The organism is Glycomyces sp. NPDC046736 (genome assembly GCF_040645615.1).
Taxonomy (GTDB): Bacteria; Actinomycetota; Actinomycetes; order Mycobacteriales; family Micromonosporaceae; genus Glycomyces.
Genome location: NZ_JBEYYO010000021.1, coordinates 32,580 through 48,205, shown reverse-complemented (window position 1 = coordinate 48,205; position 15,626 = coordinate 32,580). Strand labels below are relative to the sequence as shown.

The 15,626-nt window shown below is 68.4% G+C and carries 11 protein-coding genes; 3 read left to right on the top strand and 8 right to left on the bottom strand.

The window, feature by feature from the left end; all coding sequences use genetic code 11:
• Positions 1-73 precede the first annotated feature (73 nt).
• From AB0B28_RS19150 to gsmA, 3 genes are all read right to left on the bottom strand, one after another.
• Positions 74-661: an A24 family peptidase gene (locus tag AB0B28_RS19150; RefSeq protein WP_360123013.1), complete on the bottom strand. Its 588-nt coding sequence runs from the start codon at positions 659-661 to the stop codon at positions 74-76.
• Between the two features lie 531 nt (positions 662-1,192).
• Positions 1,193-4,132, bottom strand: coding sequence for an excinuclease ABC subunit UvrA (uvrA, locus tag AB0B28_RS19145; protein WP_360123185.1), 2,940 nt, complete (start codon positions 4,130-4,132; stop codon positions 1,193-1,195).
• A 257-nt stretch (positions 4,133-4,389) separates the two neighbouring features.
• Positions 4,390-5,484 (bottom strand): sporangiospore maturation cell wall hydrolase GsmA, encoded by a 1,095-nt coding sequence (gene gsmA, locus AB0B28_RS19140; protein WP_360123010.1) that lies wholly within the window; start codon positions 5,482-5,484, stop codon positions 4,390-4,392.
• A 131-nt stretch (positions 5,485-5,615) separates the two neighbouring features.
• On the opposite strand from gsmA, the gene typA reads away from it, so the two are divergent.
• Entirely contained in the window at positions 5,616-7,487 is a 1,872-nt protein-coding gene (gene typA / locus AB0B28_RS19135; RefSeq protein WP_360123007.1) for a translational GTPase TypA, read from the top strand.
• Positions 7,488-7,837: 350 nt separating this feature from the next.
• Here typA and AB0B28_RS19130 read toward each other — a convergent pair whose 3' ends face one another.
• From AB0B28_RS19130 to mraZ, 5 genes are all read right to left on the bottom strand, one after another.
• Positions 7,838-8,752, bottom strand: coding sequence for a PAC2 family protein (locus tag AB0B28_RS19130; protein ID WP_360123004.1), 915 nt, complete (start codon positions 8,750-8,752; stop codon positions 7,838-7,840).
• A gap of 109 nt (positions 8,753-8,861) precedes the next feature.
• Positions 8,862-11,114 (bottom strand): penicillin-binding protein 2, encoded by a 2,253-nt coding sequence (locus tag AB0B28_RS19125; RefSeq protein WP_360123001.1) that lies wholly within the window; start codon positions 11,112-11,114, stop codon positions 8,862-8,864.
• Between the two features lie 9 nt (positions 11,115-11,123).
• A complete protein-coding gene (locus tag AB0B28_RS19120; protein WP_360122998.1) occupies positions 11,124-11,705 on the bottom strand; it encodes a hypothetical protein in 582 nt (193 codons plus the stop codon).
• The gene (gene rsmH, locus AB0B28_RS19115; RefSeq protein ID WP_360122995.1) at positions 11,702-12,670 is read right to left on the bottom strand and encodes a 16S rRNA (cytosine(1402)-N(4))-methyltransferase RsmH; all 969 of its coding nucleotides are present in this window, start codon (positions 12,668-12,670) and stop codon (positions 11,702-11,704) included. Before rsmH ends, AB0B28_RS19120 begins: the two co-directional genes overlap by 4 nt.
• A 16-nt stretch (positions 12,671-12,686) precedes the next feature.
• A complete protein-coding gene (mraZ, locus tag AB0B28_RS19110) occupies positions 12,687-13,118 on the bottom strand; it encodes a division/cell wall cluster transcriptional repressor MraZ (RefSeq protein ID WP_360122992.1) in 432 nt (143 codons plus the stop codon).
• 509 nt (positions 13,119-13,627) lie between these two features.
• Between mraZ and AB0B28_RS19105 the strand changes: the two genes are divergently transcribed.
• Positions 13,628-14,860, top strand: coding sequence for a MurT ligase domain-containing protein (locus tag AB0B28_RS19105; protein ID WP_360123182.1), 1,233 nt, complete (start codon positions 13,628-13,630; stop codon positions 14,858-14,860).
• A 24-nt stretch (positions 14,861-14,884) separates the two neighbouring features.
• Positions 14,885-15,607 carry a glutamine amidotransferase gene (locus AB0B28_RS19100; protein WP_360122989.1) on the top strand — a complete coding sequence of 241 codons (723 nt, stop codon included), beginning with the start codon at positions 14,885-14,887 and terminating at the stop codon, positions 15,605-15,607.
• The last annotated feature ends 19 nt before the right edge of the window (positions 15,608-15,626 follow it).

Here is a 15,626-nt window from a genome sequence, read left to right as displayed (position 1 = left end):
CGGATCGAGACTTACACGTAAGACTTAGACTAAGTAAGACATGCAACTGTGTCAATGTCTCCGAAGGTGTGGATCAAAGCAGGGGCGCGGCAGCGAGCGCGACTGCGGCACCGGTGAGCATGGCGGGACCGTAGGGAAAATCGTGACGCCCGAGCGCGAGCACCACGGCGGCCTGCACCCCACCGACGACCACGGTGGCGAGCACAGCGACGGCGGCGGTGCCCCACGAATCCCACCCGAGCACGAGCCCGAGCACCCCGGCAAGCTTGAGATCCCCGAACCCGAGCTGCCCAGTGGCACAACCGACCCCGCACAAACCGATCCCAGCGGCAGCACAGACGACAGCCCGAAGCATGAGGTCGGCATCCCCAGTCGCGACGAGCAACGACCCGACAGCCGGATACAAAGGCAAGATCAGCAGGTCAGGAAGACGCCGCTCATACGCATCAATCCACCCGGCCGCGATCCCCGAAACCACGACAAGCGAAAGCGCGCCGGCATGCAGCACCCCACTCGCGCTCCACACCACCAAGAGCGAGGCCGCAACGCACACGAACCCGACCAAGCCAGAATTCGCCCGCCTCCCGGCGCCAACCCGCACCACGAACACCACAGCGGGAACCACCAACAACCCACCAACGGCACCGAGCACGAGCAACACCGCCCAATCCTCGCAACCGAACCCCGCAAAAACACGAACCGACCCGGCCGAGTCCGAAAGTGTCGCAACCGAACCCGATAACCGATCGAACACCGCCACCTCGCAAACGCCACCAGAAATGTCAGACCCTCGCGCGATCATGTGAACCGGGGGTAGCTGAATCCCGACACGCCCGACCGCGTGTGTCGCCCCCCGCGCTCGGGCGTGTCCAAACTCGACTGCCCCCGACTGCAATGATCGCGCGAAGGTACGACAACCCCGCTAAACGAGTGAAGCTCACGCGCGAGAGCCGTCAGCGTCAGCGTCAGCGTCAGCGTCAGCGTCAGCGTCAGCGTCAGCGTCAGCGTCAGCGTCAGCGTCAGCGTCAGCGGCGAGGAGTGTCGGTGCCTCGCGCGATAATTGATTCGGGGGCGACTCAGTGGCGACACGCCCGACCGCGGGGGTCGGGCAACCCGCCGCGAACTGCCGCCCTACTCCCCGCAAACCGCGAGCGGCGGCCGGGCTATCGCCCGACCGCCGCTGCCCGTTCGCTCAGCGCTTCGCGGTCGCCTTCGCCACCGTCTTCTTCGCCACAGCCTTCTTCCGCGCGTTGCCACTTCGCGCCCGCTTCGCCGCAGGCCCGTCACCGTTGCCCTTGCCATCAAGGCCGAGCAGCGGCCGCAGGTAGTCACCGGTGTGACTCGCGGCGATCGCCGCGACCTCCTCGGGCGTACCGGCCGCCACGAGCGTGCCGCCCTTGTCGCCGCCCTCAGGGCCGAGGTCGATCACCCAGTCCGAGCACTTGATCACCTCAAGGTTGTGCTCGATCGTGATCACCGTGTTCCCCTTGTCCACCAACCCGTCGAGCACCCCGAGAAGCTTGCGCACGTCCTCGAAATGCAGGCCCGTGGTCGGCTCGTCCAAGATGTACACCGTCTTGCCCGTCGAGCGCTTCTGCAACTCCGACGCGAGCTTCACCCGCTGCGCCTCACCGCCCGACAACGTGGGCGCCGGCTGCCCCAGGCGCACATACCCCAAGCCCACGTCCACCAGCGTCTTCAAATGCCGGTGAATCGACTGGATCGGCTCGAAGAACTCCGCGGCCTCCTCGATCGGCATGTCCAGCACGTCAGAGATCGTCTTGCCCCGGTAGTGCACCTTCAGCGTGTCGCGGTTGTACCGCGCCCCGCCGCACTCCTCGCACGGCACGTACACGTCAGGCAGGAAGTTCATCTCGATCTTCAACGTGCCGTCACCCGAGCACGCCTCGCAGCGCCCGCCCTTGACGTTGAACGAGAACCGCCCCGGCCCCCAACCGCGGACCTTCGCCTCCGGCGTACCCGAGAACAGCTTCCGGACCTTGTCGAACACGCCCGTATACGTCGCGGGGTTCGAACGCGGCGTGCGCCCGATCGGCGACTGGTCCACGCCCACGACCTTGTCGACCCCGTCAAGGCCGGTGATCGTGCGGTGCCGCCCCGCCACCAGCTTCGCGCCGTTGATCTCCGCGGCCAGCGTGTTGTACAGGATCTCGTTCACCAGCGTCGACTTGCCCGAACCCGACACGCCCGTCACCGACACCATGCAACCCATCGGGAACGCCACATCCACGCCCTTCAGGTTGTTCTCCGTGGCGCCCTTGACGACCAGCTCCCGCGAAGGATCGGCCTTCCGTCGCTTCTCCGGCACCGGGATATGCCGGCGGCCCGCCACGTAGTCACCGGTGATCGACCCCTCGGCATCGGTGAGACCGGCCACCGGGCCGGAGTAGATGACCGCCCCGCCGTGCTCCCCGGCCCCAGGGCCGATGTCGACGATGTGGTCGGCGATGCGGATCGTGTCCTCGTCATGCTCGACCACGATCAGCGTGTTACCCAAGTCCCGCAAGCGCTCCAGCGTCGCGATGAGCCGGTTGTTGTCCCTCTGGTGCAGACCGATCGACGGCTCGTCGAGCACGTACAGCACCCCCACCAGGCCCGCGCCGATCTGCGTCGCGAGCCGGATGCGCTGCGCCTCACCGCCCGAAAGGCTCCCCGAGGCGCGAGCGAGCGTCAGATAGTCCAAACCGACGTCGAGCAGGAACTGAAGTCGCGCCGTGACTTCCTTGACGATCGGCGCGGCGATCATCGAATCCCGGTCGGAAAGCTTGAGCGCGTTGAAGAACGACGCGCACTCGGCGATCGACAGCGTGCAGACCTCATGGATCGACAAGCCTTCGACCGTGACCGCCAGGACCTCCGGCTTGAGCCGCGTCCCGGCACACGTCGAACACGGGATCTCCCGCATGAAGAGCTCGTACTTCTCCCGCGTCCACTCCGAGTCGGTCTCATGGTGACGACGCTCGACCCACGGCACGACGCCCTCGAACCGCGTCTCGTACGAACGCTTCTGACCCCGCTTGTTGCGGTATGACACCTGAAGCGTCTCGTCATGCCCGTACAGCACGGCCTTCTGGGCCCGCGACGGCAGATCCGCCCACGGCGTGTCCACGTCGAAACCGACCGCCTCGCCCAGCGACGCGATCTGGTACAGGAAGTAATCGCCCATGCCCACCGACGACCACGGCGCCAGCGCCCCGGACCGGATCGTGGCCTCCTGGTCGCGGATCACCAGATCCGGGTCGACCTCCTTGCGCACCCCCAGGCCATGGCACACCGGGCACGCGCCGAACGGCGCGTTGAACGAGAACGTGCGCGGCTCCAGCTCGTCGAGCGTGAGCGGATGGTCGTTCGGGCAGGCGAGCTTCTCGGAGAACCGCCGCGTGCGCGCCGGATCGTCCTCGGCGACATCGACGAAGTCGAGCACGACCACGCCGTCGGCCAGCCCGAGCGCCGACTCCACCGAGTCGGTGACGCGCTGCACCGACGAGGGCTTCACGACCAGGCGGTCGATCACCACGTCGATGTCGTGCTTCTCCTGCTTCTTCAGCTTCGGCACATCGGTCAGCGCGTACACCACGCCGTCTACCCGCGCACGGGCGTAACCCTGCTGCTGGAGGTCGGCGAACAGCTCCAGGAACTCGCCCTTGCGCTTGCGCGCGACCGGCGCGAGCACCTGGAAGCGGGTGCCCTCGGGCATCGCCATGATCTGGTCGGTGATCTGCTGCGGCGACTGGCGGCCGATCTCCTCGCCGCAGACGGGGCAGTGCGGGACGCCCACGCGCGCGAACAGGAGCCGCATGTAGTCGTAGATCTCGGTGATCGTGCCGACGGTCGAACGCGGGTTCCGCGAGGTCGACTTCTGGTCGATCGACACCGCCGGGGACAGGCCCTCGATGAAGTCGACGTCAGGCTTGTCCATCTGGCCGAGGAACTGGCGGGCGTAGGCCGAGAGCGACTCGACGTAGCGGCGCTGGCCCTCCGCGAAGATCGTGTCGAACGCCAGGGAGGACTTCCCGGAGCCGGACAGCCCCGTGAAGACGATCAAGGAGTCGCGGGGCAGGTCGAGGTCGACGTCCTTGAGGTTGTGCTCGCGCGCGCCGCGAACGACGATGGTGCTCGAGTGCGCGCTGGGTTCGATCGACGGTGCATCTGGAAGACGGTGCTCGTTGGCCACGGTGGGAATCTAACGTTCGGGTCCGACAGTTCTGGGAGGCCCGCTGTTCGAACATGACGCTGTCGAGGGCCGCTGTTCGAGGCTACCTCGCCGCATCCTGCGGTTTCCGTCGCAAGTGTGACCTTCGCCTCATGATTCGCGGAGAGCTGAACGGGCCCGGAGCGGCTGCTCGGGGCCCGTGTCCGCCGCGGCGGTCAGTCGTACTGGTACAGGTCGTACTGGTCCATGATTCCGATGAGCTTCTCGGCGTACTTCGGGTCGGTCGCGTAGCCGGCCTTCTGTATCTCCTTGGCGAAGCGCTTCGGGTCGTCTGCGTGCGACATCGCCGTGTCGTAGCGGGCCCAGTTCGACAGCAGTTCGCCGTGGTCGCGGTAGGAGTCGGCCACGTTCGCGTAAGCGCGGAAGGTCGCCTTCATGTCGAAGCACCCGGCGGTGGGGCTGCACTCGAACGTGGCGTAGTCGCGGCACCCGATCGCGTGGTCGCCGGGCGATCCGAAGCACTTCATGCCGAACAGGTTGTGGTCCTCGCGGGCGAGAGCGCCCTTGCCCCAGCCGGTCTCCAGGATCGCCTGGGCGAGGGTGACCGAGGCGGGCACGCCTGTGGCTTTGTCGCTGGCCTTCGCGGCGGGGGCGTGGGACTGGATGAAGCCGATCTGGCCGCCGCGCGGGACGGTGGGCGCGTCTTGGCCGCACCAGGGCAGCCATGGCTGGCCCGAGCTCCATTTGATGTAGGCGGAGGAGACGAAGCGTTTGCTGCCGACCTGGTACCAGACGCCGGACTTGCCGGCGGTGCCGTTGACCTCCTGGCCCCAGACCTGGCATTGGACGAGGACGGCGGCGCCGTTGGCGAGGCCGCCTTGGCGGCCCGAGGTCGAGTTGGCGGCGGCGCGCACGTTGAGTTCGCCGCCGGCGGTGGTGACCTTGGAGACGGTGGCCACTTCCTTGGCGGCTGCGCACCAGGGCACGTTCTGGAACGGGGACCACACGATGTAGGCCTCGGAGATCCAGCGGCCCTTGCCGATGTTGAGCCAGGTGGAGGTGTTGCGCACGTGGCCGCGGATCTGCTCGCCGCGGGCCTTGCAGAAGACCTCGGGACTGGCGCCTCTGGCGAGGGTGCCGGCGGATTTCTGGTCGGTGGCGGGCCCGGATCGCACGTTGAGCGGGCCCTCCGCGGTGGAGACGACCGCGCCGGTGATCTTGGCGTAGCCGGGGAGCGCGCCGACGAGGATCGCTCCGGCGGCGAGCGCGAGGACCATAACGAATCGGATGGAGATATGGATTACGCCCATACCCAGGGAGTGTAAGCAGTGAGGGATTTTCCGTCATGGAATGCAGTAATGTGAACATTCCTCCACCGGGGTGGCCGCGATCACCAGGGTTGACGCCAGACCGGTCCTGTGCTTAGGCGACAATGGTCGTCGTGTCTACACGCTCTGATCTGCGAAACATCGCCATCGTCGCCCACGTCGACCACGGCAAGACCACGCTCGTCGACGCCATGCTCAAGCAGGCCGGCGCCTTCCGCGAGGGCGCGGCCGTCGACGACCGCGTCATGGACTCGGGTGACCTTGAACGCGAGAAGGGCATCACGATCCTCGCGAAGAACACCGCGGTCCACTACACGAACCCCGCCGACGACTCGGCGATGGTCATCAACATCATCGACACGCCCGGCCACGCCGACTTCGGCGGCGAGGTCGAACGCGGCCTGTCCATGGTCGACGCGGTGGTGCTCCTGGTCGACGCCTCCGAGGGCCCGCTGCCCCAAACGCGCTTCGTGCTGCGCAAGGCGCTCACCGCGCGGCTCCCGGTCATCTTGTGCATCAACAAGACCGACCGTCCCGACGCCCGCATCGACGAGGTCGTCAACGAGACGTACGACCTGTTCCTGGACCTGGACGCCGACGAGGAGCAGATCGAGTTCCCGATCGTCTACGCGTGCGCGCGCGACGGCGTCGCGTCGCTGAACAAGCCCAAGGACGGCACTGTCCCCGAGGACTCGGACTCGCTGAAGCCGTTCTTCGACACCATCATCGAGCACGTCCCGGCCCCCGAGTACACCCCGGGCGCGCCGCTCCAGGCGCACGTGACGAACCTCGACGCCGACAACTTCCTCGGCCGCATCGCGCTGTGCCGCGTCGAGGAGGGCGAGCTGCGCAAGGGCCAGACCGTCACCTGGATCAAGCGCGACGGGTCGATGTCGAACGTGCGGATCACCGAGCTGCTCATGACCGAGGCGCTCACCCGCAAGCCCGCCGACATGGCCGGCCCCGGCGACATCTGCGCCATCGCGGGGATCCCCGACATCATGATCGGCGAGACCCTCGCCGACCCGGAGAACCCGGTGGCGCTGCCGCTGATCACCGTGGACGAGCCGGCGATCTCGATGACCATCGGGACGAACACCTCGCCGCTGGTCGGCAAGGGCGGCAAGGGCCACAAGGTCACCGCGCGCCTGGTGAAGGACCGCCTCGACCGCGAGCTGGTCGGCAACGTGTCGCTGCGGGTCCTCCCGACCGAGCGCCCGGACGCGTGGGAGGTGCAGGGTCGCGGCGAGCTGGCCCTGGCGATCCTGGTCGAGCAGATGCGCCGCGAGGGCTTCGAACTGACCGTGGGCAAGCCCGAGGTGGTCACCAAGCAGATCGACGGCAAGACCCACGAGCCGGTCGAGCGCCTGACCATCGACTCCCCCGAGGAGCACCTGGGTGCGATCACGCAGCTCATGGCGAGCCGCAAGGGCCGCATGGAGACCATGACGAACCACGGTTCGGGCTGGATCCGCATGGAGTGGCTCGTGCCCTCCCGCGGCCTCATCGGCTTCCGCACCGAGTTCCTCACCCAGACCCGGGGCACCGGCATCGCGCACTCGATCTACGAGAAGCACGAGCCGTGGTTCGGCGAGCTGCGCACCCGCAACAACGGTTCGCTCGTGGCCGACCGGGCCGGGGCGGTCACCGCGTTCGCGATGATCAACCTCCAGGAGCGCGGCACGCTGTTCGTGGGCCCGACCACCGAGGTGTACGAGGGCATGATCGTGGGCGAGAACTCTCGTTCGGACGACATGGACGTCAACATCACCAAGGAGAAGAAGCTCACCAACATGCGCGCGGCCTCGGCCGACTCGACCGAGAACGTGGTCCCGCCGCGGGCGCTGTCGCTTGAGCAGTCCTTGGAGTTCTGCCGCGAGGACGAGTGCGTGGAGATCACCCCCGACACCGTTCGCATCCGCAAGGTCGTTCTGGACCAGAAGGAACGGGGCCGCTCGGCTTCGAAGGCCAAGCACAACAAGTAGTTTCGTGTGAGTAAGCGAGGGCCGGGGCCTGGCGGGGCTCCGGCCCTCGCTTCGTATCCAGTTGTGCGCTGCGCGGTCTGGTGGAGGTGCCCGGACGCGGGAGCCACCCCGCGCCCGAGTCTTGTGGCGGTCCGCGCGGTTCCCCTACTCACCGCCTACCTACACCAAAACTGGGGCAAGCTTTACACAGAAAGTCAACACCCTCAAGGAAAAGATTCTGGCTGTGGATAACTCCGTGAGCAGGTGACACGTTCGAGCCTGGGGCTGTGGATAACTTGTCGTCCTCGCCTCGTTGGTCGTTCGGCGAGCCCCTACTTATCGTCCTCTCCTCGCTGGCGCTCGGCGAGCCCCTACTTGTCGTCCTCTCCTCGCTGGCGCTCGGCGAGGAAGTGTTCGAAGGCCGCGCCGAGTTCGTCGGCGGTGGGCATGCGGCCGTCTTGGAGCATTTCGTCGGCCTCGGCGGCTTCGGTGAAGGAGTCGTATTGCTCCTCAAGGGTTTTCACGACTTCGGCGACCTCGTCGGATTCGGCGACCTGTTCGGCGATGTCCGAGTCGACTTGGGCGCGTTCGAGTTCGAGTTCCTCGTCGGAGGGGAGGTCGAGGCCGGTGGCCTCGCGGATGCCTTCGAGGAGGCGGATCGTGGCGGCCGGGTAAGTCATCTGCATGACGTAGTGCGGCACGTGCACCGACAGGCCGATCGCGTCGCGACCGGATTCGCCGAGGCGGTACTCCAGCAGGCCAGCGGCGTTGCCGGGGACGGTGACCTCGTTGAACATCGGGCGGTTGTCGAAGACGAGCTCGGGGCGGGTGGCGTGCACCGTCATGCCCAGGGACCGCGTGTGCGGGACGCCCATGGGGATGCCCTGGAAGCCCAGGGTGAGCGGGACATGCCAGTGCTCGATCAGGTCCTCCACCGAGTCGACGAACCGTTCCCACGCGAAATCGGGTTCGGGGCCGGTCAGGAGCAGGAACGAGCGGCCCGAGGCGTCGCGCATGAGGTAGACGACCAGCTGGGGCGCCTCGAAATCGGACCAGCGGTCGATCGAGAACGTCAGGTTGGGCCGCCGCGAGCGGTAGTCGATGAGCTGGTCCACGTCGAAGGACGCGACCGGTGTGTGCTCGAAGTTCTTGAACAGGTGGTCCACGACCCCGCGCCCCGCCTGCCCCGCGTCCATGAACCCGTCGAGGAAGTGCAGCAGGACCGCGCCCCGCGCCTCCGGGGGTTCGGCAAGGACTTCACACAGTGCCCAAGGGTCAACGTTCAAAACAATCGGCTCCTTCTTCCTTGACGCCTTCGATGCTAACGCCCGGGGCCGACCTCCGATTCCCCTCAGGGAGACTTCGGAGAAGCGTCACGCCCGAATCCGCGACCGCCTAACCCCAGACGTCGAACTCGGGAGCCGGTTCGGTCGCGGGCCGGACTCCGAAGTAGCCCAACGCGAACTCGTTGATCTCCTTGAACGCCTGGCCGGTGGTCGAACCGCCACCGCCCCCGTCGGGGACGTAGACGCTCACCGCCACCACGTACTGCGGGTCCTCCGCCGGAGCGAATCCCACGAACGAGGTCACGTTGCCCGGCGCGTACACGCCGTCGACCACCAGGCCGCCGGTACCGGTCTTCCCCGCCAGGTGGTAGTTCTCCAGCTGGGCCTGGCGGCCCGTGCCGGTCTCGGCCGTGATCGGGGCCTGGAGGAGGTATTGGAGGTCCTCGGCGGTCTCGGTGGAGATCACCCGCCGCGTCACCTGCTCCTCGTCCTCCTCCACCACGTCGCCGTTCGCGTCGATCCGGTGGTCGACCAGCTTGGGCTGCACATACACGCCGTCATTGGCGATCGCGCCGTACATGGCCGCCATCTGCATCATGGTCGCGGTGCCCTCGTGGCCGATCGGGACCGAACCGTACGAGGTCCCCGACCACAGTTCCGGCGGCTGGAGCAGGCCCGCGGCCTCCCCCTCGACGCCCACGCCGGAGACCTCGCCGAGACCGAACGCGAGCTGGTACTCGTAGAGCTTCTCCTTGCCGATGCAGTCGGCGAGCTGGATCGTGCCCACGTTCGAGGACTGCGCGATGATTCCCGCCAGGCTCAGCACCGCGTCACCGTGGCTGACACCGTCCTTGTAGTCGGTGCCGCCCCTGTTGATCGACTGCGCCACCGGCATCGTCCCGTCGGGCTCGATGCAGCCCTCCTCCAGGGCCGCGGCGAACACGATCGCCTTGTGGATTGAACCGGGGTCCACTGTGGCCTGTGTGGAGTAGTCGCGGTACGCCTCGTCGTCGTCGACCTCGAACGGGTTGGCCGCGTCGTACGTCGGCGTCGAGGCCATCGCGAGCATGTCGCCCGACCCGACCTCCATCACCAGCGCGGACCCGAATTCGGCGTCGTGTTCGTCCACTGTGGCTTGGAGGATCTTCTGGACCTGGAACTGGAGGTCGGAGTCGAGGGTCAGTTGGATGTCCTTGCCGGGCACGGCGGGTTCTTCGCGGTAGAACGCCCCGGGGATCGGCTGGCCGGACTGGCTGCGTTCGTAGGAGACTTCGCCGTCGGTGCCGGACAGCCAGGAGTCGTAGGTGTGCTCCAGGCCGCCGAGACCTTCGCCGGAGTCGCCGCCGGTGAAGCCGATGACGTTGGCCGCGAGGTCGTGTCCGGGGACGACGCGGCGTTCGTCGTGGCCGATGATGAGGCCGGGGTCAGCCATGTCGCGGATCTGGTCGCCGACGCTGAGGGAGACGCCGCGTTGGAGGTATTGGAAGCGGATCGGGTCGCCTTGGGGGGTGGCCTCGGTGGCGAGGAGCGGTTCGAGTTCGGAGGCGCGGACGGGCAGGAGCCTGGAGAGCGCTTCGGCGACTTCGGCGGCGTCGCCTTTGAGCATGACCGGGTCGACGGCGATGTAGTTCGATTCGATGGAGTAGGCGAGCCGGTTGCCGTTGCGGTCGAGGATGGCGCCGCGTTCGGCGGTGAGCGGTTCGGTGGTCAGGCGCTGGTTCATCGCTTCGGCGGCGTACACGGCCGAGTCGGTGACCTGGAGTTGGACGAGTCGGATTCCGGAGAGCGCCAGGAGGACCATGACGAATGCCGAGGCCATGCGCAGGCGTCTTGCCGGGCTTCCCAGTCGGGGCAGGCGTGGTTCGGCGCGGACCGAGATCGGGCCGGTGGCGCGGGTCGAGCCGCGCCGTTGGGGGCCGACGGTGCCGGTGTTGCGGATCGTTCCGGTGTTTCGGACGGTGCCGGTGCGGCGCGGTTCGGTCCGGTTGGTGGGGGTGCGTCGGGTGTCGTCTCGGCGTGCCGGTTCGGATTTCGCGGGTGCGGGGCGGCGTGGGGTGCGGGGCGCGGGGGCCTCGTCGGGGATGACGCCGGTTTCGCGTTGGCGGCGTTCGCGGGAGCGCGCGGCGGCCTCGCGGCGGCGGCGTGCGGCGAGGTCGTCGGGGCGTTGTGCGTCGGTGTCGTCGGCGGCGGCGCGGTTGCGTTCGCGGCGGGCGGCTTCGCGGTCGCGGGCGCCGTTCTCGCGGGCGCGGTTGTCCTCCGAGCCCGCCGCCGCCTCGCGGACGGTGCGTCCGCGAGGCGTGTAACGACGGGCTCGGCTGATGGAGGAGGGGTCGCGCCGTCGACGGGGGTCGGATTCGGTCATCGACGTCCTTTACTTTCCGCTCCAAGGCATCTCGACGGTCTGGCCGCCCGGCAGGTACAGGTAGGTCACCTTCTCGGGCTTGACCATGCCGAGCTCGGAGGCCGCGGCCTCCAGGTTGTTCGGCGAGTTGAGGTTGGTCAGCTCGTCGGCCAGGGCCTGCTCGGTCTGGTCGAGTTCTCCGGATTGGGTGCGGAGGTCTTGGAGGTGGTAGGCGTCCTCGTTGATCACGGTGTTGAGGACGAGGAGGCCGACGATGCCGGCGACGACGAGGGCGACGATGCCGCCGACGAACGCCGGGCGCGGGACTTCGACCGGGTCGGGCGCGGGCTTTGCGGCGGTGCGCTCGGTCGGTCGGGTGCGCGGGAGCACCACGGTCTCGCGTTGCGGCGCGGCTGGTGCCGGGGCGGGTGGGGCCTCTGCCGGGGTTTCGACCGGTGCGGGCTGGACCGCGAGGTTGCCGTCGAACACGGGAGTCTCGGCGTCGCCGACGAGGGACCTACGGCGCGAGGACGCGGCGCGGGCCCGGCGGCGGGCGGCCTTGATGATCTCCTCGGGGTCGGCCTGGGGCCGGCGGTAGGGCTGGTCGCTCATGGTGCGCCTCCTGCTCCTGTGGACGGTGCGATGCGTTCCGCGGCGCGGAGCCGGGCGGGCGCCGCTCGCGGGTTGCGGTCGAGTTCGGTTTCGGTCGGTTGCTGGGCCTTCTTCGTGAGGAGTCGGAACGTGGGCTCGGTGCCGGGGAGGTCGACGGGCAGTCCGGCGGGGCTGGTGGAGGTGGCTCGGCGGGTGAGCTCCTGTTTGGTGATGCGGTCTTCGAGGGAGTGGTAGGAGAGGACGACGATGCGCCCTGAGGGGTTCATGACGTCGAGGGCGGCGGGCAGGGCCCGCTCCCAGGTGTCGAGTTCGCCGTTGACCTCGATGCGCAGCGCCTGGAAGGTGCGCTTGGCGGGGTTGCCGCCGGTGCGGCGGGCGGCCGCGGGGATGGCGTCGCGGACGAGGTCGGCGAGGGCTCGGCTGGAGGTTATGGGTGCTTTCTCGCGGGTCTTGACGATGGCGCTGACGACGCGGGGGGCGAACTTCTCCTCGCCGTAGGTGCGCAGGAGGCGCACGAGGTCGCCGGGCTGGTAGGTGTTGACGACGATCGCGGCGGTGAGGTCGTCGTCGGGGTTCATGCGCATGTCCAGGGGCGCGTCCTGGCTGTAGGCGAAGCCGCGGTCGGCCTGGTCGAGCTGCATCGAGGAGACGCCGAGGTCGAACAGGACCGCGTCGAGCCGGTCGAAGCCGTTGTCCGCCAGCACCTGCGGGATCTGGTCGTAGACGGCGCGGGCGGGGATGAAGCGCTCGCCGAAGTCGGCGAGGCGCTTCGAGGCGAGCTCGAGCGCGGTCGGGTCGCGGTCGACGCCGATGACGGTGAGGCCCGGGTGGGCGGTGAGGAGGGCCTCGGTGTGGCCGCCGGCGCCGAGGGTGGCGTCGACCGCGAGCGCGCCGTCTCGTGCGGCTGCGGGGGCGAGGTAGTCGAGTACCTCGTCGAGCATGACGGGGATGTGCGGTGCGTTCATGTGGCTCACCTCCTTCTCACAGTCCTTCGGGCAGGTCGCCCTCTTCGATGTCGGCGAAGGCCTCTTCGGAGGCCTCCAGGTAGTCGTCCCAGGTGGTGGTGTTCCAGATTTCGACGCGGTTGGAGGCGCCGATGACGGCGAGGTCGCGGTCGAGTCCGGCGTATTCGCGCAGGCGGGCGGGGATGGTGATGCGGCCTTGTTTGTCGGGTGTCTCGTCGTGGGCGGAGGCGAAGAACACGCGGCTGTAGGCGCGGGCGGTCTTGGAGGACATGGGGGCTTGTTGGAGTGCTTCGGCGATGCGGGTGAATTCGGTCTGGGGGAAGACGTAGAGGCATCGTTCTTGGCCTTTGGTGATCACGATGCCCTCCGCTAGTCCTTCCCTGAATTTGGCGGGGAGGATGACGCGGTTCTTGTCGTCCAGGCGGGGGTTGTGGGTGCCGAGGAACATTGGCGCCACCCCCCGTGACTTGGTGTCTGCGCGGCCTCCCCGACCGCTGTGGCGGGCCACCGGTCCCGCCATTGCGCCCCACCTTACTCCACTCTTCCCCACCTGTGGGGGTTGTTTTGGTGGGGCTTTCGTGTTGTGGGTGGTGTTTGTGCTGGTGGTTGGTGGTGGTGTGGGGTGGAGGGAGGTGTGTGCGACACCGGTGTCGAGACGTGAGGTTCATTCGTTTTTCATTCGTTCGGGTGGCTTGGGCCGCAAGGGGACCGGACTGGGCGCCCTGGTTCGGGCACGCTGCGCCACGGCGGCGGGCACGGTGCGGGGCCGGGTGGTCACTGTGGAGTGGGGGCGGGTGGGGCGGGGCATCGACGGTCGTCAGCGCGGGGGCGGGCGGTCTCACGCTCCCTTGCCACTGGGCACGGGTTCTGAGGGTCGTGTGACAAACTCTTAGGCGTTGCAGTACGCCGTCGCCGCGTCCGATCCAGCCGAAAGCGAGAGTCCGCATGAGCGCGAATCTGACCCCACGCGCGAAGTTCGCCACCACGCTCCTGCGGACGGCAGCCGCGCTGTCGCGGGCGACCGGCCGGGGTGACGGTTCGGTGATCGGCGGGCGGGTCGGGTTGATCGTGGAGCCGCGGCTGCTGGAGCTGCTGGCCGAGGGCCGCCACGTGGTGCTGATCTCGGGGACGAACGGGAAGACGACCACGACGCGGTTCACGACCGCGGCTTTGGAGGCGATCGGGAAGGTCGCCACGAACTCGTTCGGCGCCAATATGCCGACCGGGCACACCACGGCGCTGGCGAAGGCCCCGAAGGCCGAGTACGCGGCCCTGGAGTGCGACGAGCACTACCTGGGGCAGCTGCTGGACGCAGCGAGCCCGAAGGTCGTGGCGCTGCTGAACCTCTCGCGCGACCAGCTCGACCGGGCGATGGAGGTCACGGCGCTGGCCGCGAAGTGGCGCCAAACGTTGCAGGAGGCGGCGGCGCAGTCGACGATCGTGGCCAACGCGGACGACCCGCTGATCGTGTGGGCCGCGTCGGTGTGCCCGCGGGTGGTATGGGTCGCGGCGGGCCAGAGCTGGACGGCCGACTCGGCGATCTGCCCGAACTGCGGTTCGCACCTGGACCGGTTCGGGGAGTTCTGGCGGTGCACGAACTGCGGCCTGAACCGCCCGAGCCCGCAGTGGTCGGTCGCGCAGCAGGGCGAGGCCGTCGTCGGCCCCGACGGGCGACGCTATGAACTGAACCTGCAGCTTCCGGGCCGGGTGAACCGCGCGAATGCGGCCACGGCCCTGGCGATCGCGAGCCTGTTCGGGGTCGACCCGGCCCAGGCCGCGCCGCGCCTGTCCGAGGTCGCCTCGGTGGCCGGGCGGTACGCGCGGGTCGAACGCGACGGGCGGCAGCTGCGGCTGCTGCTGGCGAAGAACCCGGCCGGGTGGCTCGAATCGTTCGACATGATCGACCCCGTGCCGCCGGTCGTGTTGTCCCTGAACGCCCGCGAGGTCGACGGGTTCGACACCTCCTGGATCTACGACGTGGACTTCACGTCCCTGTCGGGGCGCAACGTCGTGGTCACCGGCGACCGTCGCACCGACCTGGCCGTTCGCCTGGAGGTCGACAACGTCCGCTTCCAGGTCGTCGACGACATTCGCGCCGCGATCGCGGCCGTGCCGCCGGGCCCGGTCGAGGTCGTGGCGAACTACACGGCGTTCCAGGACATCCGCGCCGAATTCAACCGGGTCAACTAGCAAGAAGAGAGTGAGCGTCCGACCGTGGCCATGAGCACCCTGCGCATCGTCTGGCTCTACCCCGACCTGCTGTCGACCTACGGCGACCGCGGGAACCTGCTGGTCCTGGCCCACCGGGCCCGGGCCCGCGGCATCGAGGTCGAGCCGATGCAGGTCCGCAGCGACCAGCGCGTCCCCCACTCCGCCGACCTGTATCTCATCGGGGGCGGCGAGGACGGTCCGCAGGCCGTGGCCGCCGACCGGCTGCTTCAGGACGGCGCGCTGAGCCGCGCGGCCGAGGCGGGGAAGCCGATCCTGGCGATCTGCGCGGGCTACCAGTTGCTGGGGTCGTCGTTCTACGCGAACGGGCGCGCTCACGAGGGGTTGAACATCCTCGATCTGCGTTCGGACCGGGGGCCGTCGCGTGCGGTCGGGGAGATCGCCGGGGAGACCGCGCCGCAGCTGGGCATCGGTCCGATCACCGGGTTCGAGAACCACGGCGGGCGTACGCATCTGGGTGAGGCGGTGCAGCCGCTGGCGCGGGTCACGTCGGGGATCGGCAATGACGGGGCGACCGAGGGCGCTTGGGCCGGTCACGTGATCGGGACGTACATGCACGGTCCGGGCCTGGCTCGCAACCCCAAGCTCGCTGATCTGTTGCTGGCGTGGGCGGTCGGGGTGAATCCGGGGCAGTTGCCGCAGATCGACGACTCGTGGCCCGAGCGGCTGCGGAGCGAGCGGTTCGGGGCGTTGGCGAACGCCCAATAAGCGAACCCGAAAAGGGGTC